General features: G+C 40.8%; 20 protein-coding genes. 10 read left to right on the top strand and 10 right to left on the bottom strand.

What is annotated here, in order from left to right; genetic code table 11:
* Positions 1-18: 18 nt before the first annotated feature.
* From M992_RS07785 to M992_RS07815, 7 genes are read right to left on the bottom strand one after another with little or no spacing between them, the layout of a single operon-like run.
* Positions 19-1,182: an acyl-CoA desaturase gene (locus M992_RS07785; protein WP_082335405.1), complete on the bottom strand. Its 1,164-nt coding sequence runs from the start codon at positions 1,180-1,182 to the stop codon at positions 19-21.
* Positions 1,172-2,299, bottom strand: a complete 1,128-nt coding sequence (locus M992_RS07790) for a sterol desaturase family protein (RefSeq protein WP_053908034.1) — start codon at positions 2,297-2,299, stop codon at positions 1,172-1,174. The genes M992_RS07785 and M992_RS07790 overlap by 11 nt, the downstream gene beginning before the upstream one ends.
* The gene (locus M992_RS07795; RefSeq protein ID WP_053908035.1) at positions 2,292-2,903 is read right to left on the bottom strand and encodes a phosphatase PAP2 family protein; all 612 of its coding nucleotides are present in this window, start codon (positions 2,901-2,903) and stop codon (positions 2,292-2,294) included. Before M992_RS07795 ends, M992_RS07790 begins: the two co-directional genes overlap by 8 nt.
* Positions 2,900-4,174: a F390 synthetase-related protein gene (locus M992_RS07800; protein WP_053908036.1), complete on the bottom strand. Its 1,275-nt coding sequence runs from the start codon at positions 4,172-4,174 to the stop codon at positions 2,900-2,902. Before M992_RS07800 ends, M992_RS07795 begins: the two co-directional genes overlap by 4 nt.
* Positions 4,174-4,977: an MBL fold metallo-hydrolase gene (locus M992_RS07805; RefSeq protein WP_053908037.1), complete on the bottom strand. Its 804-nt coding sequence runs from the start codon at positions 4,975-4,977 to the stop codon at positions 4,174-4,176. Before M992_RS07805 ends, M992_RS07800 begins: the two co-directional genes overlap by 1 nt.
* Positions 4,974-5,978 carry an NAD-dependent epimerase/dehydratase family protein gene (locus M992_RS07810; RefSeq protein WP_053908038.1) on the bottom strand — a complete coding sequence of 335 codons (1,005 nt, stop codon included), beginning with the start codon at positions 5,976-5,978 and terminating at the stop codon, positions 4,974-4,976. The genes M992_RS07805 and M992_RS07810 overlap by 4 nt, the downstream gene beginning before the upstream one ends.
* A 14-nt stretch (positions 5,979-5,992) precedes the next feature.
* Positions 5,993-6,979, bottom strand: a complete 987-nt coding sequence (locus M992_RS07815) for a 3-oxoacyl-[acyl-carrier-protein] synthase III C-terminal domain-containing protein (protein ID WP_390892487.1) — start codon at positions 6,977-6,979, stop codon at positions 5,993-5,995.
* 322 nt (positions 6,980-7,301) lie between these two features.
* Here M992_RS07815 and mlaA point away from each other — a divergent pair, with 322 nt between their 5' ends.
* Positions 7,302-8,057 (top strand): phospholipid-binding lipoprotein MlaA, encoded by a 756-nt coding sequence (gene mlaA, locus M992_RS07820; protein WP_047256084.1) that lies wholly within the window; start codon positions 7,302-7,304, stop codon positions 8,055-8,057.
* Positions 8,058-8,939: 882 nt separating this feature from the next.
* Here the strand turns inward: mlaA and fadL are convergent.
* Positions 8,940-10,247 carry a long-chain fatty acid transporter FadL gene (gene fadL / locus M992_RS07825; protein ID WP_053908040.1) on the bottom strand — a complete coding sequence of 436 codons (1,308 nt, stop codon included), beginning with the start codon at positions 10,245-10,247 and terminating at the stop codon, positions 8,940-8,942.
* A 352-nt stretch (positions 10,248-10,599) separates the two neighbouring features.
* Between fadL and M992_RS07830 the strand changes: the two genes are divergently transcribed.
* The 4 genes from M992_RS07830 (at position 10,600) to sixA (ending at position 15,873) form a co-directional block, all read left to right on the top strand.
* Entirely contained in the window at positions 10,600-10,896 is a 297-nt protein-coding gene (locus M992_RS07830) for a YfcZ/YiiS family protein (RefSeq protein ID WP_072165929.1), read from the top strand.
* Positions 10,897-11,282: 386 nt separating this feature from the next.
* Positions 11,283-12,602, top strand: a complete 1,320-nt coding sequence (fadI, locus tag M992_RS07835) for an acetyl-CoA C-acyltransferase FadI (protein WP_053908041.1) — start codon at positions 11,283-11,285, stop codon at positions 12,600-12,602.
* Entirely contained in the window at positions 12,602-14,869 is a 2,268-nt protein-coding gene (gene fadJ / locus M992_RS07840; protein ID WP_082335401.1) for a fatty acid oxidation complex subunit alpha FadJ, read from the top strand. Before fadI ends, fadJ begins: the two co-directional genes overlap by 1 nt.
* Before the next feature lie 518 nt (positions 14,870-15,387).
* Positions 15,388-15,873: a phosphohistidine phosphatase SixA gene (sixA, locus tag M992_RS07845; RefSeq protein WP_053908042.1), complete on the top strand. Its 486-nt coding sequence runs from the start codon at positions 15,388-15,390 to the stop codon at positions 15,871-15,873.
* A gap of 3 nt (positions 15,874-15,876) precedes the next feature.
* Here the strand turns inward: sixA and smrB are convergent, their stop codons facing one another.
* Together smrB and M992_RS07855 are read right to left on the bottom strand one after the other, a co-directional pair.
* Positions 15,877-16,419 (bottom strand): endonuclease SmrB, encoded by a 543-nt coding sequence (smrB, locus tag M992_RS07850; protein WP_053908043.1) that lies wholly within the window; start codon positions 16,417-16,419, stop codon positions 15,877-15,879.
* A gap of 230 nt (positions 16,420-16,649) precedes the next feature.
* A complete protein-coding gene (locus M992_RS07855) occupies positions 16,650-17,204 on the bottom strand; it encodes a Dps family protein (RefSeq protein WP_053908044.1) in 555 nt (184 codons plus the stop codon).
* Positions 17,205-17,690: 486 nt separating this feature from the next.
* Between M992_RS07855 and prmB the strand changes: the two genes are divergently transcribed.
* From prmB to M992_RS07880, 5 genes are all read left to right on the top strand, one after another.
* Positions 17,691-18,623, top strand: coding sequence for a 50S ribosomal protein L3 N(5)-glutamine methyltransferase (gene prmB, locus M992_RS07860; protein WP_047256090.1), 933 nt, complete (start codon positions 17,691-17,693; stop codon positions 18,621-18,623).
* Positions 18,624-18,912: 289 nt separating this feature from the next.
* The gene (aroC, locus tag M992_RS07865) at positions 18,913-20,001 is read left to right on the top strand and encodes a chorismate synthase (protein WP_047256091.1); all 1,089 of its coding nucleotides are present in this window, start codon (positions 18,913-18,915) and stop codon (positions 19,999-20,001) included.
* A 297-nt stretch (positions 20,002-20,298) separates the two neighbouring features.
* The gene (locus M992_RS07870) at positions 20,299-21,114 is read left to right on the top strand and encodes a TSUP family transporter (protein ID WP_053908045.1); all 816 of its coding nucleotides are present in this window, start codon (positions 20,299-20,301) and stop codon (positions 21,112-21,114) included.
* Positions 21,115-21,131: 17 nt separating this feature from the next.
* The gene (locus tag M992_RS07875) at positions 21,132-21,683 is read left to right on the top strand and encodes an elongation factor P hydroxylase (RefSeq protein WP_047256093.1); all 552 of its coding nucleotides are present in this window, start codon (positions 21,132-21,134) and stop codon (positions 21,681-21,683) included.
* Positions 21,684-21,719: 36 nt separating this feature from the next.
* Complete coding sequence (locus tag M992_RS07880) at positions 21,720-21,995, top strand: YfcL family protein (protein ID WP_047256094.1); 276 nt, start codon at positions 21,720-21,722, stop codon at positions 21,993-21,995.
* The last annotated feature ends 48 nt before the right edge of the window (positions 21,996-22,043 follow it).

The raw sequence follows: 22,043 nt of genomic DNA on the forward strand, positions 1-22,043 counted from the left end.
TTGATTGTCTTCGAGCAATTAAGTGGAGGATTTTGCATATTGATTTGCTCCCATCGATTTCAAAAAACGTTGTTGATAGCGGAATAATTCAGTTGCTGTTATACAGTGATAATCCATACCAAATTTTTCTGCGGTGAGTTTAATAATCTTTGCTAGCGCCGAATAATGTCGATGATTCCAATGTGGAAATAGATGATGAGTTAAATGTAAATTAAGCCCACCAAGCCAATAATTAATCCATTGAGGGCGGGTATACCAGTCATAAGTGGTTGAAAAGGTATGGGTATAAAAACCATGCGGCATATTACCTTGTTCTGGGGCGAGATAAAAAGTGGCTTTCGCCCAATGTGTGCCGAGAATTAATACCACAAAAATTAGTGAGGCGAACATTTGGCTAGCGAGATAAACCCCCAAAATAGTGCTGACCCCGATACCTGTATCCGCAAGCAATAATGTGGGAATGATAATAGTAAATATTAAATGCAGTAGCTTAGATAATAAAAACAATCCAATACCTTTACTGCCTTGATGGCGCATTTTAGCGGCAACACGAGTAAATTTGAATCGATCGAGCCAATCGTATCCCCAAATTAATGCTGGAAATGTCATGGCTGCGATAAAAGGCCAATAAATATGTTGCCAACGCATAAAGGGATACCAGCGCTGATAAGGGGTTTGGCGCAATAGAAAGTTTTCTTCAATATCTAAATCATAATAACGAATATTGGTATGCGCATGATGAAAAATAATATGCCGTACTCGCCAGCAATCAGGATCTAAACCTAAAGGGATAGTTATCCAAAAATTAATCCAACGATTAGCTATAACTTGTTTAAAGATAGCGTTATGTGAGGCATCGTGAACGATATTAATCGCTAATAACAGCGCAAAACAAATAAATATAGGATAAAAAATATAAAAATTGAGACTGATATTATTTAGGCTGAATAGATTACCGCATAAACTAATGGCATAACTTCCTAGGCACAATAAAATTAATATCCCGCTTTTGACGTAAAAACGTAGATCAGCGAAACGATGATCATTATGCTGCTGCAAATAGCGTTGCGCGGCAGCTTGCAGTTCGCGATGAAAAGCTAAATCGCTACGAGAATGATAACCTAATGCGCGCAGTGGCTTTATATTGGCATTTTTATTCAATACGATGTTTTTAATTAACATAAATATTTTCATGGTTTGGATTTCTACCTAAGCCGCACAATAACGCCAGTGCATGCAGCCATAATAGGCTAGTTGTTAGTAGCCAAAAAATATTTTGCCAGTGCCAATAGAAGATAATCACGCTGCCAAGAACAGAGGCTAAAATAAACCAGCTGTAGAGCCCCCAAGAATAACCGGAGGATAAGCCTGATAATGCAATCGTACCGAGCCCCAAGAGGATAAATAAGCTGACTTGCTGCATGCTAGTTCCGTTATAGCCATACCCGTATAAATAAACATAGCCAATCACGAGGGTGAACAGCAGTAAAGTACCGCTGACTAATGCAAAGGCATGTATATGATATTTAGGCTGAAAGTTAGTTATTACTTGGCGTTTGATACCCAGTAAGCGTAAAAAAGGCCGATTACTGTCGATGAATGGATTTTCACTGGCAGGTTCGCCGCGGATACCGTATTGATAATCAGCGTCGGGTAATGCTGAATATGTCCCAAATAATTTATCCCAAATAATAAAACTACCTCCAAAATTACGCTGTGAATAATGGCCTTGTTTGACATGATGCACTTTATGGTGGTGCGGTGTGACCATTATTTTTTCCCACCATCCTAATGGAGGGATCAGCGCACTGTGATTAAAAAATTGGATGGTATAATGAGCAATAGATACGGTAATAAAAATTTCTAATGGGATGCCGATTAAGGCTAATAACATAAAAAACGGTATTGAAGTTAACGATGAATACCAAGAATTCCTAACGCCTAGCGATAAATTAAACTGTTCCCCTTGATGATGAACAACATGTACCGCCCATAAGGCACGGAAGGTATGGTGTAAGCGGTGTAGCCAATAGAAACCAAAATCCCAGGCTAAAATAGCCAAGATCCAGACCCAAAGCGGCGACCAGTTATCTGTTATACCCAAAGAATAGTGGCTGACGACAAATCCGTAGCAGAATAACTCTAATCCACGGAATAGCCACAGCATAATATGGCCAGAATTTAGATTGAAGGTTAGCTCTCGCCAGTTGATCGATTGGTGATGGGAGCGCGTAATAATTAATCCTTCGATAATCACCACGGCCAACATAAAAATAATCGGGAAAGTTAATTCATTCATGGTAGTTCTCTTGTCGTCTAAGCTGAATTTTATCAACAACATACCAAGCCATCGTAGCGGTGATTATGCCGCTAATGACATCGATAACTAAATGTCGACGCAATTGGATCACGGAGAAGCAGATCAATAGAGCCCAAACAAAATAGCCTGCGGTTCGAATTTTGTGGGTTTTAGACCATAATGTATACAATACCAATAGTGTTAATGACACGTGCAATGAAGGTAATAAATTTTGTTGAGTGTCAATAGCAACGAGTTGTAGTACTAATTGCTGAGCCAAACCATGCTCAAGCGTGTTGGGATAGTCCATGGTGGTCGGAAATAAAAGATAAATTATGCCTGAAAGTAGAGCGCATAACTGCATAGAGAGCATGAGAGGCACTATCTTATTTCGCTCAGCTAGCAGATAACCACAGGGAATAAATAAGAAAAAAGATAAATACAACCAGATCCCTTGTACCGAGTAAGCGATATTTTTATCTAGCCAGCTGGGCATTAATTTGGTGGCATGTTCAGAGAATTGGCCAGTAAATTGATAAATAATTCCTACCGTGCCCCAGCCAATCATGCCGCATAAAATACGATAAACTAACGGGTGTCTCATGCCTCCTCCCTGCGCATAATTCGGCGGCGCTTGTTGGCTAAGTGTGATTCAATCATTGCTGGTTGTAATGTCCATCCTAATATCTCAGTATCTGCGCCCTGTTGCTTAAAATAGTCCATTAATTTGTGTTGGCACTCGCTAAGTTGGGATAAATTACATTCACCTTGCAGTGTGAGATGCGAGCCGTGTTGTATTAATCGAAAATCTGCCGTTAATGGGAGTTGATTGGCGATTAATCGTGCGCAAGGATCAGCAAAAATAGTGATGGGATGACCGGTTTTATCTTTGAGTTGCAATTGATCATCACAACGACCTTCGATTGTTTCAATCGCTATTTGTGGATCACCACAGGGGCAAGGTGTCGTACGAATGACGAGAATATCGTCGAGTTGATAACGGATAATGGGCTGCGTTTCGCGAGTAAAATCGGTAATAATCGGTGAAAATCTGTGACTATCTAGCCATTTAGGTTCGATGTGTAAAAAAGCTTCGTTTAAATGCAAAGTACCGTGAGCACAAGTACAGCCTAAAAATCCTTCGGTTGCTTGATAGACTTCTGCGACGCAGGAAAATGTTTGCGCTAAGAATTGTTTATCGTGCGGCTGTAATACCTCTGCAACCGAAATTACTTTTTTGGTTGATAGTCTGATTTTTTGTCGCTGGCATACTTTAGCTATCGCACATAAGACTTGTGCCGGTGCAACAATAATGGTGGGCTGATAAACGGCTAATTGGGCTAATTGTTGTTGAAAGTCTGCCATCAAATCGTAAAAACGAAAGGATAACCAGCGATTATTTACGCTCTCATACAGATTGTTATTAGCTCGTAAAAAAAGCGCGACCCGTTCGCCATGGAATAAACCGTTAGGCAGCATTTTTGCTAACATGGCCCCAGACCAAATATGTTGTTCTCTGGGGCTAACAACAAATAAGCCCCGTCTACCGGAGGTTCCCGAAGATAAACCTACGCTATATTTGCCTACGGTTGGTGAAAAATTGCGTGATTCTTCACTCCGTTGTGCGCAGTCTATTAATATGTCGGCTGATAATCCTGCGGTGTTCATTTCATCGAAATTTTCCATCATGATCTGCTTATTCATCAATGGATATTCGGCTAAGGGTTTGCCAACATAAGGGGCGAAATAGCGACTTTTAGTCAGTATTCGTTGAGCATGCCGTTGAAAAGCGGCTTGCTGATGGGCCTCTAGTGCTGAACGATCGGCAAATGAGCGCTGAGATGCTCGCCAATAATGCCATAGTGTCGCTAACATTAGACTAACTCTCCTTCATGGCAGAGCTGGATCTCGACGTGGCGTTTGTCTATTTCGTGTAATTTATTTAGAGTTTCATAGTAAGCTTGCTTATCATCCATGATGATATTGGCAATTGCCATAGGCCCGCGTAACTGACGATAATTGGTCGGTGACCATGCTGCATCTGCCGCTAATAGAATCCATCCTTGTTCGGTTAAAACGCATAAACCAATATGTCCCGCGGCATGGCCTGGCAAAGGAACAATGAGTAATGTTTTCTCTGTATTAACCGCAAAGCCTTCGCCGAGAATTTGTAATTCGTCGGGTAATGGACAACGAGGAAAAGCTTCATAAAATTTAACGCGTGTTTCAAAATCCTCAGGAATAAGCCCAGGCACAAAGGCATTTTTTAAGGCCGAAAATCCGCGCAGCTTTCGGGTTTTTTGCCAGCCATCGCCGGAACAAATATAATCAATCTGTGGAAAGTCACGTAATCCGGCAATGTGGTCGCCATGAAAATGCGAAATAATTAAGCCATTTATATCGGCAGGACTAATACCTTCACGTTGTAATTGGTTGACTAGTGAATCTTTAGTGTCGAAATAGACCGGTGTTATAGACCGATATAAGCGAATAATGCCATGACGGGTATGATCATAAAAATGCTGAGCATATCCGGTATCAAATAACCAGCGCTGATGATTATTTTGTAAAAGCCATGCCCTAGCCGGGAATTTGCAGGCTTTAAAACTGGCACCTTGCAACGCAATACAACCCGGGTGGGTACAATAACCGACTTCAAATCGACGAATCTCAATCATAGTGTGGCCTTATTATTCAACCAGTTAGCAGTTAATTCGATACCGGTTTTCATATCATACACAGGGTAATATCCCAATTCTTGTTGGGCTTTTTGATTATTCAGTGTCATGGTGAAATAAGCGGCACCGACGCTATAGCGAGTTAATAAAGGTTCTTTACGGTTAATGTAGGAGCCTGCTTCTAATAACGCGGCTAAACTCCATAAAAGTGGATAGGGTACTGATTTTATATGGCATTTAAGAGCCAATTGTTGAAATAGCTGCTGCAAGGTGAGAATTAAAGGCTGAGGCTGTTGATTGGTAATATTATAGGTAGCACCGCTGGATAAATCGGGTTGTTGCGTTGCTAACTGCATGCTGTGAACCACATTCCCAACATAAGTGAGATCAAAAGTATTTTTTCCACCCGCGGGTAAAATTAATTTTCCTTTACTGAGTCTAATTTGTGTCAGTAAGCGAGGTAATAATACTCTGTCATGCGGGCCAAATAATCCACGAGGTCGTAAAATGATATAACGAGTAGCGGGGTATCGATTAACTGATTGTTGGATAGCTAATTCGGCGAAATATTTGCTGCGTGCATAATCGTTGGCAAATTGTGTATTGCTTTGTGATTCGGGGATCTGTTGCTGGTGGCTGAAATTAAAATAGATCGCTGGAGTTGAGATATGGACGAATTTAGCAACATTCATCTCACCAGCAACATTAGCTAATATTTGGGTTGCCTGCCAATTGATAGCTTCAAAATCAGCCCGTTTACCCCAAGGCGCAGAAAGTGCCGCGCAATGCCAAATCGCATCACAATCGGCGATTAATAGTTGCGCTTTTTCGTGGGTTAAGTTAAGTAACTCAATCGGTTGAAATATCATACCTTGCGCGGTTAGCTCAGCGCCTGCATGCTGATCACGACCACAACCAACCACTTGGTGCCCTTGTTGTAATAGCCATTCGGCCGCATTACGGCCTAATCCGCTGGTTGCTCCAGTGACTAAGATTTTCATCGTTCCCTCTTCTATTATGGGACTAAAATCATGGCGCAGAGCGCTAGCCCAGCCGCCGTTCCTATCAGCATGGAACAAGATTTACCATAAAAACGATCGCTAATAATCGCGTGATGTAATGCTGTGGGAATAGAGGCGGCGACTTGGTTACCGTGATGGCGATAAATATCAATTAAATTTTCGGTGGGAACACCTAAACGCCGACGCATATGTTCAAGTGATAGATGACTGGCTTGATGTGGTATTACGGTATCAATTTGATTGAGTGTTAAGTGTGCTTGTGTCAGTAAGCGCTGCATAAAATCTTCAATCAATGATGATGCTAAACGGAATAACGGTTTTGGCTGCATATGAAATAAAAAATCACTAGGCTGCATGCCTGAACGAGGATTACAGCGTGTCCCCCCGGCTCTAATTTCGCATAAATCAAGGCCTTGAGGGTAGGTTTCAAGTCGATAAGTTAGAATGCCGCTGTTGCCATCCCCTTTTTCGACAATCACACAGGCAGCACCATCACCAAAAATTAATGATGATTCTTCATGTTGCCAGTCGATTCCGCGTGAGGCTAAATCGGCCGAGACAATAGCAATACGCTGATATTGTTCTGTAGCTAATAATCCAGCGGCAACTTGCAATGCATTAATAAAGCTCACACAACTGGTATTAATATCGAAGCAGGCAATGCCAGCTGGCAAATCTGAAACGGCAAGAATATGTGCTGCCGTACAGGGCAATGCCTGAACCGCGATTGCGGAAGCTGAAATCAATAAATCAATACTCGAGGGAGCAATATGTTGAGCTGATAAGGTGTTATGCAGAGCTTCTGCGGCTAAAATTGCTTGGCTATCATTATCCTTTGCATGGTAACGATACTCAATTCCTGAATGTTTTTCTACATAACCAGGTTGTTTATTCAGTCGTTGATCTAATTGAGATGACCAGACCTTATTCCGCGGTAATGCGATGCCAGAGGCAATTATTTTTAATGGTGTCAGCGACATGTTATCACTCATTATTAAGGTTTTTGTTTTTTAATAATTAACAAATAATTAAATTAGAGGATATAGGAATAAACAGAAATATTGCTAAGGAGAGAGAGCAAGTAAATTTTTAGCCATAATATGTGAGGAATAGCGCTTTAGTTATTCAGGAAGGAGATGAATCAAACGGGATAAATAGTGCTTTATTCTTGTAAGAATAATATTTAGCAACTAAATTAATTAACACTTAATTTATTTTATCAGTATTATTAGTAGATTATTTTTACTGTTATAAAGCGGTGATACAGAATAAGTATGGCCCTTATATATGCCGGAGAACGTTATGGGATTTCGCTTAAGCGGAGTTATTTTGGCTGCTGTATTAATGCTAGGCTGCTCAAGTTCAACAGAAACTAACCATCAACAGCGCTCAGATCCGTTAGAAGGATTTAACCGCGCGATGTTTAATTTTAACTACAATGTGTTAGACCCCTATGTATTACGTCCAGTCGCAGTTGCCTGGCGCGATTATGTACCAATGCCAGCTAGAAATGGAATGAGTAATTTTTTTGGAAACTTAGAAGAGCCAGCCAGTATGGTGAATAGTTTCTTGCGGGGCGAGATTAAACAAGGATTTAAACATTTTAACCGTTTCTTTTTAAATACTGTTTTCGGTATGGGGGGACTAATTGATGTTGCCGCGATGGCGAATCCACAACATTTAGCCAAAGAACAACCTAGCCGTTTTGGTAATACATTAGGTTATTACGATGTGGGCTATGGTCCTTATGTGGTTCTGCCGGGGTACGGTAGCTTTACAGTGCGTGAAGAAGGTGGCGATTGGGTTGATAAAACCTATCCATTACTCAGCTATTTGACGTTTTGGATGTCAGCTGGAAAATGGGTACTTGAAGGTGTAGAAACACGGGCTCAATTGCTTGATTCCGATGGGTTATTAAAGAATTCATCCGACCCTTATTTAATGATGCGTGAAGCATATTTCCAGCGTAATGATTTCTTATCGCGTGGGGGCGAACTTTCCCCTGAAACGAATCCTAATGCGGTGGCTATCGAAGGCGATTTAGATTCAATCGATTAATTAATTATCGATTGAATGATTGAAAGATTAGCGGTAAGGAAAATATTTTTGGATTTTTTATCGTAAATAAAGAATATTAATTAGAAGCATCACTCTCTTATTGGCGACTCTTACCAGTAAGAGAGTGAGGTTGTATGGTAGTTCATTTCTCAGTATTGCCTCGGTTAGACAAGGTTTCTATCAGTGCCATGACACTGAGGATCCCAACAAAGCCGATAGAAAATAGTACACCCATAATAATCCTCCTATGTGGTCATATCTAAACCTCTTTTTCACTTGCCTGCATAATATCATTGGGTTAATAAAGTTATTACAAGTGTTGTGATGTTGTGAAAGTAAAATTAAGTTATTGTTAGCTAAAGGGAGAGTTAACGATGAAATTAATCCTGAGATAAAATACAGGCTTAATCGTATTTAGCCATTCAATTAGCTTAGTAGTGATGGGGCTTCAGTGTTAGCGAGCTGTTATTTAATACACATAATCCGCCTTAACTTAATTAATAAATGAAGTGTAAAAAAAGGTCAAGCGTTAAAATAGTGTTAACTAGATTATGGAAATATTGTTTTTCTTAAAAAATAAATAAAAAACAATAAGTAAGCTAACAATTAATCTTATATAAATTATTCAATTTATTAATTACAAATAGCAATCAGTTATAAATGATTTTAATCATAAGTATCAAGTGATGCGGTTATTAACGAGGGAAGCAGTAGAGAATGAGGGGGCCAATAGTGAACAGCCAATAAATAAGGGACAGTTGATAATCCTATCCCTTATTGAGTTTTTATTAACAACGCTATTGAGATTAAAATATTACTGTATTTTTAAAAGCGATATTTCTACACTCAAATATTTTAAAGCAATGTTTTAAAGCAAGGCTTCTAGAAGCTATAGTTAAAGTTAATTCCTGATAACCACGCAGAACCGCTAGATTTAAACGCGTATTCTGGGTTAGGAAGATTTTTTGTTTTTTCAGTGACGTTTAATAGTCTTTCTTTAATTTTAACGGTTTGTCCGCTCATATAAGAAATACCGAAGTCAACAGAGGCGTTTTCATTAAAGGCGTAAGTGGTACCAGCACTGAACCACAGGCGATCCTGATCGGGAATCGAAATTGAACGTTTGTTACCCGGAACTGGGCTATCATCAAAAGCCATTCCTGTACGGAAAGTCCAATGATTATCATGATAATAAGTGGTACCTAACGCTAGACGGTATGCGCCTTTAAAACCTTCATCTTTATAAAATAATTCTTCATTACTGCCTTTTGCGTTAGCGCGCAATTCTTTAAAGCTGCTCCAGTCCGTATAGGCGAAGCTGTAATGCACTGCCCATTGAGGTGCCACTTTGTTATACCCTGAAATTTCCCAGATATCGGGTAATTCGAGATCTAATTTACCTTTTATGGTAGCACCGCCCGTGCCAACAAAGCCCGGAAGCATTCCGACAGGGATATCATTTTTGTATTTACCGTCTTTGAAATTAATTTTAACTTTAGAGCGATAGGTTAAGCTGAATCGGTTGTCTTTATCTAATTCATATAAAATACCGGCATTCCAGCCATAACCCCAAGTATCCCCAGTTAAGTTGGCCATCGTGGTACTAGCGGGTTTTCCGACTAGTTTACCTAAATCGCCTGCATGACGGGTAATTTTAGCATCGGCATATACTGCATTAATGCCTAAACCAAAACTGAAGTGATCATTTAAACGGTAAGCACCACTGAGGTTAATATTGGCTGTTTTAAGATCGGTTTTTCCACCAATCGGTCCAGCTGCATAGTCCTTTTTAAAGTCAGTAGCGAGTCCAAAGTTACTTGTAATGGAAGAACCGACAGCCCATTTGTCATTAATTGGAAAAATAAAATGAGCATTAGGAATTACGGCACTGGGAGCGATATCTTTGGCATTGGTACTATTTCCATAAGGTGATCTACCTTTGATATCCACTTTAGGATCGATATAAATAGCGCCTAGAGAGATGGCGGGTCTATCAAACAACATCATTGCTGCGGGATTACGGCTACCTACGCTTGCGTTATCGCCTATTGCACCTTCCCCGGAAAAAGCACGTCCTAGTGCAGTGGTTGAATATTCATTTAATTGAAAGCCCGCCGCGCCTGCATTTGAAGAAATTAAGGCGACGGCGGTGGCTAATGTTGAACGAATGAACAGGTTTTTTTGGCTCATGACCAAAACCCTCATGTTTTATTGTAATTAAGGCGACTTCTATCGCAAGAAGCGCTGGATTGTAGGGTCGCTTGCCCAGATGACAAATCTGACCAGTTGCTAGAGTATAGGTCTGACCACCTCGATTGTTGCAAGTGTGTTTTTGATTTACGGCTCAATTGTTTCAAAAAATGCGAGATAGTTAACAAAAAAGCAACATTTAAATAAAATAAAAAGTACAGAAAAAGCGGAAAACCATGATTAGATCAAATTTATGAGTAATATTGCTAGAAAAGCAGCGGTATGACTGGTTTTAAGGGGGTTGAGAGCGCTATGATAACTTTTTACCAAACGGTTTTATTGGGAGATTAAAATGACTGATGCGATTAAACGCTGTAGCGCGGAAGAAACGGCAGCATGTTGCTGTGTAGATGTGGGTACAGTGCTTGATAATAAAGACTGTACCGCATCGTATCAGCAGCTGTTCGCTACTCAGCAAGAGGCTGAAGCCATGCTGAAAACGCTAACAGAAAAAGCGAAATCTGTAGAATCTGATCCTTGTGTGATTAGCCATAAAATTGAAACTACCACTGATGGCGTTCAATTAACCGCAGATTTTAGTTTTAGTTGCGAAGCTGAAAGTCTAATTTTTCAATTGGGCCTGCGTTAATCAATTGATTAATTTAATTCTCCGCCCGCTGTTCGGGTGGAGAATAGTTAGTTTTGACTAAAGTTAACGTATAAATTATTTATCTTCCTCCTTTCTATCGCTATTAACTTATCCGCTAATCAATACACCAACCGAATAAAATTCAGTCGTTATTTAGTGCGCTGAGTTATCATCCGCCAGATCTGTTTCTCAAATAATTTCCGATAAATCTCGATAGCTTATAATTAAGTTGTGTGCAGCTTCGCATTTTTGTCTTATCGTCCTTGGCGAATTGTAAATAATTAGTTAACAATAATGACAGGTCAGACCTCTGATTCTATAATTTGACTGTATTTGGATTATGTTAACTGTATTTATATTCGTGCATAGCGCTAGCAGGAGCTACTATGAGTCAATCTTCCCTTGGTACAGAAGGTGTTGCCGCTGCAAAAGAGCGAATAGCTATCATCAGTGGATTGCGTTTACCTTTCGCTAAACAAGCGACTGCTTATCAAGGCATTCCTGCCATCTCACTCGGAAAATTAGTAGTTTCTGAGTTAATTATCCGCAGTGGTATTGAGCCGCAATTAATTGAACAATTAGTGTTTGGTCAAGTTGTTCAAATGCCAGAAGCACCTAATATTGCACGTGAAATTGTATTAGCGACCGGCATGAGCGTGAATACTGATGCTTATAGCGTCTCGCGGGCTTGTGCCACCAGTTTTCAGGCAATAGCAAATGTAATGGAGAGTATGTTAGCGGGACATATTTCGGTGGGAATTGCCGGCGGAGCAGATTCATCGTCGGTGTTGCCTATTGGCGTAAGTAAAAAATTAGCCGCGACGTTATTAGATCTAAGCAAAGCAAAATCGCTGACTCAAAAATTATCTATTATATCGGGCTTACGTTCGCATGATTTATTGCCCGTTGCACCTGCGGTAGCCGAGTATTCTACTGGATTGCGGATGGGGGATACCGCTGAGCAGATGGCGAAAAGCTATCACATTAGCCGTGAGCAGCAAGATCAGTTAGCGCATAGGTCTCATCAATTGGCTGCCAACGCATGGGCTAAAGGGGCGCTAAATGAGGAAGTGATGACCGCCTATTTCCCGCCTTATCAACAAGCATTCCAGCAAGATAATAATATTCGTACTAATTCTGTTTTAGCTGCTTATAGTCAATTAAAACCTGCATTTGATAAGCGACATGGCACAGTTACTGCTGCTAATAGCACGCCATTAACTGATGGGGCGGCTGCGGTATTAATGATGACTGAAACTAAAGCCTTAGCGCTGGGTTATACGCCACTAGGCTATATTCGAAGCTTTGCTTTTTCTGCTATTGATGTTTGGCAGGATATGCTTCTTGGGCCTTCTTATGCGACACCTCTGGCGTTAAAACGGGCAGGTTTAACCTTGCGTGACTTAACATTAATCGATATGCACGAAGCCTTTGCCGCGCAGACACTGGCGAATATTAAAATGTTTGGTAGTAAGCAATTTGCCCAACAAAAATTAGGTTTAGCCCATGAAATTGGTGAGGTTGATATGGATAAATTTAATGTATTGGGTGGGTCTATAGCGTATGGGCATCCTTTTGCCGCGACAGGGGCGCGTATGGTCACTCAGACTTTACATGAGCTACGTCGCAGAGGCGGAGGATTCGGATTAACTACCGCTTGTGCAGCGGGCGGCTTAGGCGCTGCTATGATACTGGAGGTGAAATAATGAACCATGATCCTCTAAATCATGAGTTACAACATAACGATCTGCAAAATAATGCCCAACCAAAGCATGAAGTTAACAATCATGAACCGCTAAATTCAGGTTCTCTAAAAACAGAATATGCCGCAGAGGCATTTCAGTTTGAAGTACATGCAGAGAATGTCGGTATTATTTTTATTGATGTGCCTAATGAGAAAGTGAATACTCTTAAAGCAGAATTTGTCGAGCAATTTGCTGCTATTTTACAGCGGGTACAAGCGACGCCTGGCCTAAAAGGGTTAGTTATCACCTCGGGTAAAGCCGATAGCTTTATTGCTGGTGCGGATATTAGCATGATTGCACAGTGTAAAACTAAACAAGATGCTAGTACATTAGCGAAAGCGGGACAATTACTGTTTGAAAAGCTTGAAAATTATCCTTTGCCTATTATTGCCGCGATCCATGGAGCTTGCCTTGGCGGTGGTCTAGAGCTGGCATTAGCCTGCCATGCGCGAATTTGTTCTCTCGATGATAAAACCCGTTTAGGGCTGCCCGAAGTTCAATTAGGATTATTGCCGGGTTCAGGAGGAACTCAACGTTTGCCGCGCTTAATTGGTCTCACCAATGCTCTCGATTTAATGCTGACTGGGCGCTCAATTAAAGCCAAGCAGGCATTAAAAATGCGCTTAGTAGACGATGTTGTGCCGCAGGCTATTTTACTTGAAACTGCGATAAAGCAAGTCCAATTAGGGCTTAAATGCCGCCCACCGTTGGCTTGGCAGCAACGATTATTATCCTATAAATTGATTGCTAACACTGTGTTAAATTCGGTCAGAAAAAAAGCCTTAGCCAAAAGTAAAGGGCATTATCCTGCGATTGAAAAGATTATTCAAGTGGTGGGTATTGGGCTAGAAAAGGGCATACAAGCGGGCTTACAAGCGGAGGCGAATGCGTTTGGCGAACTAGCGATGACGCCAGTTTCTGCGGCATTAAGAGGCCTATTTTTTGCTTCTACAGCGCTAAAAAATGAATCTGGCTCAACGGCAAAAGCTGAAAAAATAGCTAAAGTTGGTATTCTCGGGGGCGGGCTAATGGGGGGAGGTATCGCTTATGTTACGGCAATGCGTGCTCAGTTACCGGTTAGAATCAAAGATATCAATAATCAAGGAATAACTCAGGCTCTTAATTATAGTTGGCGTTTATTGACGCAGCGAGTAAACAAAAAGCAGCTTTCTCACCAACAAAGAGAACGCATTATGTCTCGTTTATCCGGTAGCCTTGAGTACAGTGGTTTGGAAAACAGTGATATCGTAATTGAAGCTGTTTTTGAAGATCTGGACTTAAAAAGAAAAATGTTGGCAGAAATTGAAATAAAAAGCCCAAAAAAGACTATTTTTGCGTCAAATACTTCTTCATTGCCAATTCATCAAATTGCATCAGAGGCACAACACCCTGAACGAGTGATCGGTCTTCATTATTTTAGCCCGGTCGATAAAATGCCATTAGTCGAAGTTATCCCTCATGCCACCACCGATGAACTGACGATCGCGACAGTGGTTGCATTGGCTAAAAAGCAGGGGAAAACCGCAATTGTGGTGGAGGATAGCGCTGGATTTTATGTTAATCGTATTTTAGCGCCTTATCTGAGTGAAGCAGCAAATTGTTTATTAGCCGGAGAATCTATTCATCATATTGATCAGGCATTGGTCGATTTTGGTTTTCCCGTAGGCCCATTGAATTTATTAGATGAAGTCGGCATTGATGTTTGTACTAAAATTTTGCCAATATTAGTCCAGCAACTCGGTGAACGTTTTAATGCCCCGGAAGTGTTGAGTATTATCCTTAACGATCAGCGACAGGGACGTAAAAATAATCGAGGTTTTTATTTATATCCTGAAAGTGCATCTTCCCAGAGACTATCTAAATTAATGTTTTGGAACAAGGATCGTCGATTAGAAGATCCGTCGATATATCCTTTGATTGGTATCAAGCCAGTAAATAAATTGAGTAAAATTGATATCGCAGAGCGTTGTGTCATGTTAATGCTTAATGAATCTGTACGTTGTCTAGCGGAGGGGGTTATTCGTAGCCCGCGAGATGGCGATATTGGTGCAGTATTTGGTATCGGTTTCCCTCCATTCTTTGGCGGCCCATTTCGATATATTGACAGCGTGGGGAGTTGTAAAGTGGTTGAAACTTTACAACGTTTGGCTCAGCAATCGGGCGATAAATTTGAACCTTGTGATAAATTACTTCATATGGCTGAAAATAATCAGAAATTTTATTCTTAGACCGGTTTGACTTTATTGTAGATTGAGTCCTATCAAATATTCCCTGAGTTTTCAAATGGCGGAAAGCTGTACGATAACCGCCATATAAGTTTGAATATTTGATGATTATTTTGATAAATAATCGGCTAAACAAAAAGATAAATATCTTATTTGCTGATCTTTTGCAGGAAAATGCTGATTAAGTCATTTTATTTCTACCTTAATTAATGCAAAATTGTCATTCGCTCTCAACACACCGATTTATATGTGGTTGAAATATTAAAAAGTTGGTGGTTTAACACTGATCATATTAGTTATTTAGCGGTTATTGGTGTGATTGAGGGAAGACAATAATGAACTTAATTGAAGAAGCTCGCTGCTGCATAGTGGGTGCATAGCTGCATCATTTAACGCTTGTAGTTTTAAGGTTAATATTGTAGCTCTATGGCTAATATTCAGCTGGTATGTCGCTTAATATGCTATCTGATATAGCGCGGATACTCAGTCAAGCATGCAGTAAGCGACTCTAATGGTGAAATATGCAGGTTTATATTATGCGTCATGGCGATGCAGTTATGCATGCAGCGAGTGATGCTGAGCGTCCATTAAGTCAAAAAGGGAGGGATGAATCGACAATCATGGCGCAATGGCTAGAAGCACGCCAACCGCACGTCGATAAGATTCTGGTTAGTCCCTATTTACGCGCGCAGCAGACGCTCGAGGTATTAACTCGCTCATTAACATTACCCGCCGAGGCTGAAGTAATGCCTCAATTAACGCCTAGCGGTAATGAGGAGTATATCGCCAGTTACATCGGTGCGCTGGCCTCAGAAGGTATTAACGCGATACTGATTGTTTCACATTTACCGTTGGTGGGATATTTAGTCGCACAATTGTGCCCAGCAGAGCAGCCACCGATGTTTAGTACATCCTCTATCGCCAGCATTCAATTTGATACAGAACGCCAAAAAGGGCAGTTAGAGTGGCAAATTGGCCCAAATCAGGTTCACTTAATGAGCCAGTAAGGATTAACGTCGCGCTGTTTCTTCAGTTTCAATTAACAGTAGCAGTGCGGCATTTCCTCCCCATTCTTTAGGGGCCTGATGGAAAGCAATAATATCAGGATGTTGAGCCAGCCATAGCGGGGTTTGCTGTTTTAAGATATGTTTACCGTGCCCATGCATAATGCAAGCACAATAGACATGCTCGCGTTTACAGGCTGAAATTAGCGCCCCAATTTCTTGTTTGGCTTGTAATTGTGTTAATCCATGCAAATCTAAAAATAATTCAGGGACATAATCGCCCCGACGTAATTTTTTTAATTCGTAAGGGCTGGCGTTCGGGCGTAAATAACGCGCGGGTCCTTCATTATCTAATAGTGGTTGAAATTCGTCAGAAAAATAATACGAGGCATCGACTTGTTCTTGTATCACTCGTTGTGCGGAAGGTTTAGTTATTTGCTTACGCTTCGGTGGATGAACAATAGTGTCTTGTTTAATTTTTCGGGCGCCACTAATCGATGCTTTAAATAAAAGAATATCTTCTTGATTAAGTCCAAATTTATTTTTCATTTTATTTTTTCACAATGTTTTTTTATTTAGTTTACCTGATTTTAGTTATTTTTGGTTCGTAAACTGGTGAGATTTTAGGGGGAAAGGATAAATAAACCCGATAAATATAAGGTCGACACTGAAGTTTAGCCCATATTTGGGCTAGCATTGAAAAAAATAGTTCACTAAAAAGCGGAGCCAAAGCCCCGCTAATATTCATAGATAATGCTTTAATGGTCCGTTAATGAGAATTAATGGCCCGAGGTTTTCGCTTCGCGGCATGCCTCGAATAAGAACCAAACACGGCGTTCGGTTTCATCAACCCAGTTTTCAATTAAACTTGCAGTAGAAATATCACCGTATTTATCACACACTTGGTGGGCAGCGCGGAATTCTGCAGCCAATTGTTTATTATCTTCACATAACTCAGCCAGCATATCTAATGGTTCTACATATTCTGCATCATTATCTTTGATACGTTGCATTTTTGATATTTGACCAATAGAGCGCAGGGTTATACCACCCACTTTACGAATTCGTTCCGCAATAGGATCGGTCATTGCATACAGTTGATCAGCATGCTCATCAAGCAGCAGATGGTAATCACGGAAATGAGGACCACTCATATGCCAATGGAAATTTTTTGTTTTTAAATAGATGGCAAAAATATCTGCTAACACGGCATTCATTGCACCGCTAATATCCTGACTTGCCTTTTCGCCTAAATCAGTAGGTGTGGTTAATGGACGCAACAGTGCAGCTTCTGCTTCTTTAGCTTCGGCTTTAGTCAGTTTTGTTTTACTCATTGTGATCTCCTATTGATTCCCTAAATTTCGATACATCAGCGTGATTATGTAAACTCATGATTAAGTATAGACGCTAATTTATAAATTAGACGGTGCTAACTTATTAATTTTTTTGTTAAATCAAAAGATGATTATGATTAATCCTGTTGTATATCTGTGTTTTCATTATGGATCAATCAAATAAAAATACTAAAAAAAGTGCTATTTATTTGATTTAAATCTAATAAAAAGAGAGATAATTAGCTGAGATATTTAATTTTTCTTATTAATTCATTATGTTACTAATAATTGTCTATTTTTGATATTTTTGCAGTTTATGGGGTGCGATGCGGATAGGTGCATGATGAACAAGATTAAATCTAGATGAAAACATGCTAGCCAATAAATTCTGTCAATCAAATGCTGATTTGTCTGTCACTTCATGGCAAACTTACGCTCAATCATTTTTAATAAACCGTGGCTTTAGAAAGGCCGAAGAGAGATTTTTTGGATAAGATTTTTGTAGATGAAGCGGTTGCGGAGTTACGCACCATTCAGGATATGCTGCGTTGGACCATGAGCCGTTTTAATGCGGCCGATATTTATTATGGTCATGGTTCAGATAATGCATGGGATGAAGCGTTGCAGTTAGTACTTCCAACGTTATATTTACCGTTGGATCTGCCGGATGCAATGTTAGCGTCTAAACTAACCTCTTCGGAGCGCCATCGCATTATTGATCGTGTATTGCGCCGGATAAACGATCGCATTCCGGTGGCTTATTTAACGAACCGCTCTTGGTTTTGTGGACATGAATTTTATGTTGATGAGCGTGTATTAATTCCACGCTCCCCGATTGGTGAACTGATTAATAATCATTTTTCTGGCATTTTAACTGACGAACCGTCAACGATATTAGATTTATGTACAGGCAGTGGTTGTATTGCGATAGCCTGTGCTCATGAATTCCCATTATCGGAAGTCGATGCTGCCGATATTTCTGTCGATGTATTGGCGGTTACTGAGCAAAATATTGAAAACCATGGCTTAAGTCATCGTGTTATTCCTATTCGCTCAGATTTATTCCGTGATATGCCTGCCGTTAAATACGATTTAATTGTCACTAATCCACCGTATGTTGATGCTGAAGATATGGGCGATTTACCGCAAGAGTATCAGGTTGAGCCTGAACTAGCATTGGCAGCAGGCAGTGATGGGCTGAAGTTAGTTCGTCGTATTTTAGCCAATGCGCCGCGATTCTTATCGGATAATGGTGTGCTAGTATGCGAAGTTGGCAACAGCATGGTGCATTTAATGGAGCAGTATCCAGATATTCCATTTACTTGGCTGGAATTTGAATACGGCGGTGACGGCGTATTCATGCTTACGCGTAAGCAACTGATTGAGTGCCATCATCATTTTGAGTTGTATATCGATTAAATTAATCGCTGAAAGATTGGCTATTGATCCCGCGCTAATCTGACCATCAATAATGTCTTATGAGCCAGATCCCTGAAAATAACAGGGGTCTGGTTTTTTATGGCACGTACATAATAGGCGACTCCTATCCTATTACAGATTATTCGGTTATCGCTAAAAATGGGTTATTTTGCATATAATTAGTTGAACTATTGCAGTGAGTTGAACTATTGTGATTAATAGGATAAATAATGACATAACATCACAATAGCTATTCAATATAGCCACTTAATTAATAGGAATATCAGCAATGGCAGGAAACTCTATCGGGCAATTGTTCCGTGTCACGACATTCGGGGAATCACATGGGATTGCATTGGGCTGTATCGTCGATGGCGTACCGCCCGGGCTGGCATTAACCGAAGCTGATTTACAAGGCGATCTCGATCGCCGTCGTCCCGGCACCTCACGTTATACCACTCAGCGCAGAGAGCCCGATCAAGTTAAAATTTTGTCTGGAGTGTTTGAAGGTGTAACCACCGGCACCAGTATTGGTTTGCTGATTGAGAATACTGATCAGCGTTCTCAAGATTACAGCGAAATTAAAGATGTTTTTCGCCCTGGGCATGCCGATTACACCTATGAGCAAAAATATGGATTACGAGACTACCGAGGTGGCGGGCGTTCTTCTGCACGTGAAACGGCGATGCGTGTGGCGGCAGGGGCGATTGCTAAAAAATATCTGCGAGAAAAATACGGAGTAGAAATCCGCGCCTGTTTAACTCAAATGGGTGAGGTTAACTGCGAGATAAAAGATTGGTCAATTGTCGGCGAAAATCCGTTTTTCTGCCCTGATCCGAGCAAGCTGGAGGATTTAGATCAACTGTTGCGTGGATTAAAAAAACAAGGCGACTCAATTGGCGCTAAAATTACCGTGGTGGCAGAGAATGTCCCCGCAGGACTAGGCGAGCCAGTGTTTGATCGCTTAGATGCAGATATTGCACATGCGATGATGAGCATTAATGCGGTTAAAGGCGTTGAAATTGGCGATGGCTTTGGTGTTATCTCGTTGAAAGGTAGTGAAAATCGAGACGAAATAACCGCGCATGGTTTTACTAGTAACCATGCGGGAGGCGTATTAGGTGGGATCAGTAGCGGTCAGCCGATTATTGCCCATATCGCGTTAAAACCAACATCCAGCATTACGGTCCCAGGACGTACGCTTAATCGTGAAGGTAAAGAAGTCGATATGATAACCAAAGGCCGTCATGATCCTTGTGTCGGTATTCGTGCCGTCCCGATTGCCGAAGCGATGTTAGCGATTGTGCTGCTAGATCATTTATTACGCCATCGTGGACAGTGTGCGGGTGTCACGCCGTCCGCGCCGTCATTCAGTTAGTTATTGTTCCCCAAGTGCAAGCTGTTTGGGTCACCTAATTTTCGCATTAAGAATTATATGGCTGAAACTTGTGCTTGGAGATAACCTATTATTTTGATAATTAATTATTGATTTTGTTAGAACATTATTTTGATCTAAGCCAGCCACAAGCTCGAGGCTAACCATTAACGATTGGCCGAGAAAATAACAGGAGATTGTTGATATTTAATCACTTGAATACTGTCGGTCTGACGAGAGATAAATAGCGTAATACTGTCAATACAGTAAGTTAAGCAGCGTATTTTTAGGGAAAATATTATGGATTGGCTTATCGGCGCATCAGAAAATTATGCGTTGGCTATTTATGCGTTATTATTTTTTGTTGCGTTATTGGCTGGATTTATTGATTCCATCGCTGGTGGTGGTGGATTATTAACTATTCCTGTTTTATTGTCGGTAGGTATTACACCTGTTGAGGCATTAGCGACCAATAAATTACAGGCAGTAGGAGGATCTTTCTCAGCCAGTCTCTATTTTGTCCGGCGTAAGGCCGTTAATCTGCGCGATATGCTGCTGCCATTTATTATGACGGTGGTCGGTGCGATGGCGGGCGCTATCATTATTCAAATGATCACAACCGATTTTTTACGTCAATTACTGCCCGTAATGGTGATATTTGTTGGGCTTTACTTTTTGCTTAGCCCCGCAATTGGCCTTGAAGATCGACAGCAACGTGTATCTACCTCGACGTTTGGCTTAATTTTCGGTACGGGGATTGGATTTTACGACGGCGCCTTTGGCCCCGGAACCGGTTCATTTTTTGCATTAGCCTGCGTTTCTTTGTTGGGATTTAATTTAGCCAAGGCAACGGCTCATGCCAAAGTACTGAATTTTGCTTCGAATATGGGCTCATTAGTATTTTTTATTATCGGCGGTCATGTGCTTTGGGTGCTGGGATTTGTTATGCTAGTCGGCCAAATGATTGGCGCACGCCTAGGTGCACGTTTGGTTCTAACCAAAGGACAGAAACTCATTCGACCGATGATTGTTATTATTTCTTTGTTGATGAGCTTAAAATTATTAATCGATAGCCATGGCGATAAAATTTATGCATGGCTTTCATCACTCTTTTAATTTGATCGTAACGACTCATGACTGAACACCATTATCAGCATCTTATCGATATTTTTAATCAATGTTTTAGCGAAAGTTATAATACTCAATTAGTCAAAGGCGATGGTGAACCCATTTATTTACCTGCCGATGATGAGGTGCCATATCACCGAATTGTGTTTGCTCATGGTTTTTATGCCAGCGGGTTACATGAAATTTCACACTGGTGTATCGCGGGAGAAGAACGGCGGAAATTAGTCGATTTTGGCTATTGGTATTGCCCTGATGGGCGAGATCAACAAACTCAAGCTGAATTTGAACGCGTAGAAATCAAACCACAAGCTTTTGATTGGTTATTCTGTGTTGCCGCGGGTTTCCCATTTAATGTCAGTTGCGACAATTTAGAGGGAGATTTTGAACCCGATAGAATTTTATTCCAGCGTAAAGTGCATGCACAAGTGATGCAGTATTTGGAAAATGGTATCCCAGAGCGACCATTAAGGTTTATTAAACAACTACAATCGTTTTACAATACTCCCCCTTTAACGGCTGAGAGCTTCCCTTATCCGGAAGATCCTTTTGCCGCTTGATGATTTATTTGACTAATTACAGTAAGGATTTTTAGCATGCTTGCGGATTTTGAAACACGCATCCTGGCACAAATTGATGATAGGGTTGAACACGGCAGTGACGACGAACTCTTTGCAGGAGGCTATCTGCGAGGTCACTTGACCCTTGCTGTGGCGGAGTTAGAAGAAGAAAATGACACCAGCGTTGAGGCATTATATCAACGTGTTGAAGAGAGCATCCAAAAAGCCATTAAAGCTGGTGAATTATCTCCACCTGATCAAGTATTGGTGCTCGATACATGGAAACAATTGCTCGATAATGTACGCGATTAATCGTTAGTACTAACGTCGTGAGTCAGGGAACTCGTCAGCCTTGTGGGC

Origin of the sequence: Moellerella wisconsensis ATCC 35017 (assembly GCF_001294465.1) — a bacterium.
In the GTDB taxonomy this organism is placed as follows: Bacteria; Pseudomonadota; Gammaproteobacteria; order Enterobacterales; family Enterobacteriaceae; genus Moellerella; species Moellerella wisconsensis.

Excerpts from the sequence above, each read along its gene's own strand:
- fadL (WP_053908040.1), bottom strand. The coding sequence starts at position 10,247 with ATGAGCCAAAAAAACCTGTTCATTCGTTCAACATTAGCCACCGCCGTC.
- fadI (WP_053908041.1), top strand. The coding sequence starts at position 11,283 with ATGAGTCAATCTTCCCTTGGTACAGAAGGTGTTGCCGCTGCAAAAGAG.
- M992_RS07855 (WP_053908044.1), bottom strand. The coding sequence starts at position 17,204 with ATGAGTAAAACAAAACTGACTAAAGCCGAAGCTAAAGAAGCAGAAGCT.
- aroC (WP_047256091.1), top strand. The coding sequence starts at position 18,913 with ATGGCAGGAAACTCTATCGGGCAATTGTTCCGTGTCACGACATTCGGG.
- M992_RS07790 (WP_053908034.1), bottom strand. The coding sequence starts at position 2,299 with ATGAATGAATTAACTTTCCCGATTATTTTTATGTTGGCCGTGGTGATT.
- M992_RS07815 (WP_390892487.1), bottom strand. The coding sequence starts at position 6,979 with ATGTCGCTGACACCATTAAAAATAATTGCCTCTGGCATCGCATTACCG.
- M992_RS07800 (WP_053908036.1), bottom strand. The coding sequence starts at position 4,174 with ATGTTAGCGACACTATGGCATTATTGGCGAGCATCTCAGCGCTCATTT.
- M992_RS07880 (WP_047256094.1), top strand. The coding sequence starts at position 21,720 with ATGCTTGCGGATTTTGAAACACGCATCCTGGCACAAATTGATGATAGG.
- M992_RS07785 (WP_082335405.1), bottom strand. The coding sequence starts at position 1,182 with ATGTTAATTAAAAACATCGTATTGAATAAAAATGCCAATATAAAGCCA.
- M992_RS07870 (WP_053908045.1), top strand. The coding sequence starts at position 20,299 with ATGGATTGGCTTATCGGCGCATCAGAAAATTATGCGTTGGCTATTTAT.
- M992_RS07805 (WP_053908037.1), bottom strand. The coding sequence starts at position 4,977 with ATGATTGAGATTCGTCGATTTGAAGTCGGTTATTGTACCCACCCGGGT.
- smrB (WP_053908043.1), bottom strand. The coding sequence starts at position 16,419 with ATGAAAAATAAATTTGGACTTAATCAAGAAGATATTCTTTTATTTAAA.
- mlaA (WP_047256084.1), top strand. The coding sequence starts at position 7,302 with ATGGGATTTCGCTTAAGCGGAGTTATTTTGGCTGCTGTATTAATGCTA.
- M992_RS07830 (WP_072165929.1), top strand. The coding sequence starts at position 10,600 with ATGACTGATGCGATTAAACGCTGTAGCGCGGAAGAAACGGCAGCATGT.
- M992_RS07875 (WP_047256093.1), top strand. The coding sequence starts at position 21,132 with ATGACTGAACACCATTATCAGCATCTTATCGATATTTTTAATCAATGT.
- M992_RS07810 (WP_053908038.1), bottom strand. The coding sequence starts at position 5,978 with ATGAAAATCTTAGTCACTGGAGCAACCAGCGGATTAGGCCGTAATGCG.
- fadJ (WP_082335401.1), top strand. The coding sequence starts at position 12,602 with ATGAACCATGATCCTCTAAATCATGAGTTACAACATAACGATCTGCAA.
- sixA (WP_053908042.1), top strand. The coding sequence starts at position 15,388 with ATGCAGGTTTATATTATGCGTCATGGCGATGCAGTTATGCATGCAGCG.
- M992_RS07795 (WP_053908035.1), bottom strand. The coding sequence starts at position 2,903 with ATGAGACACCCGTTAGTTTATCGTATTTTATGCGGCATGATTGGCTGG.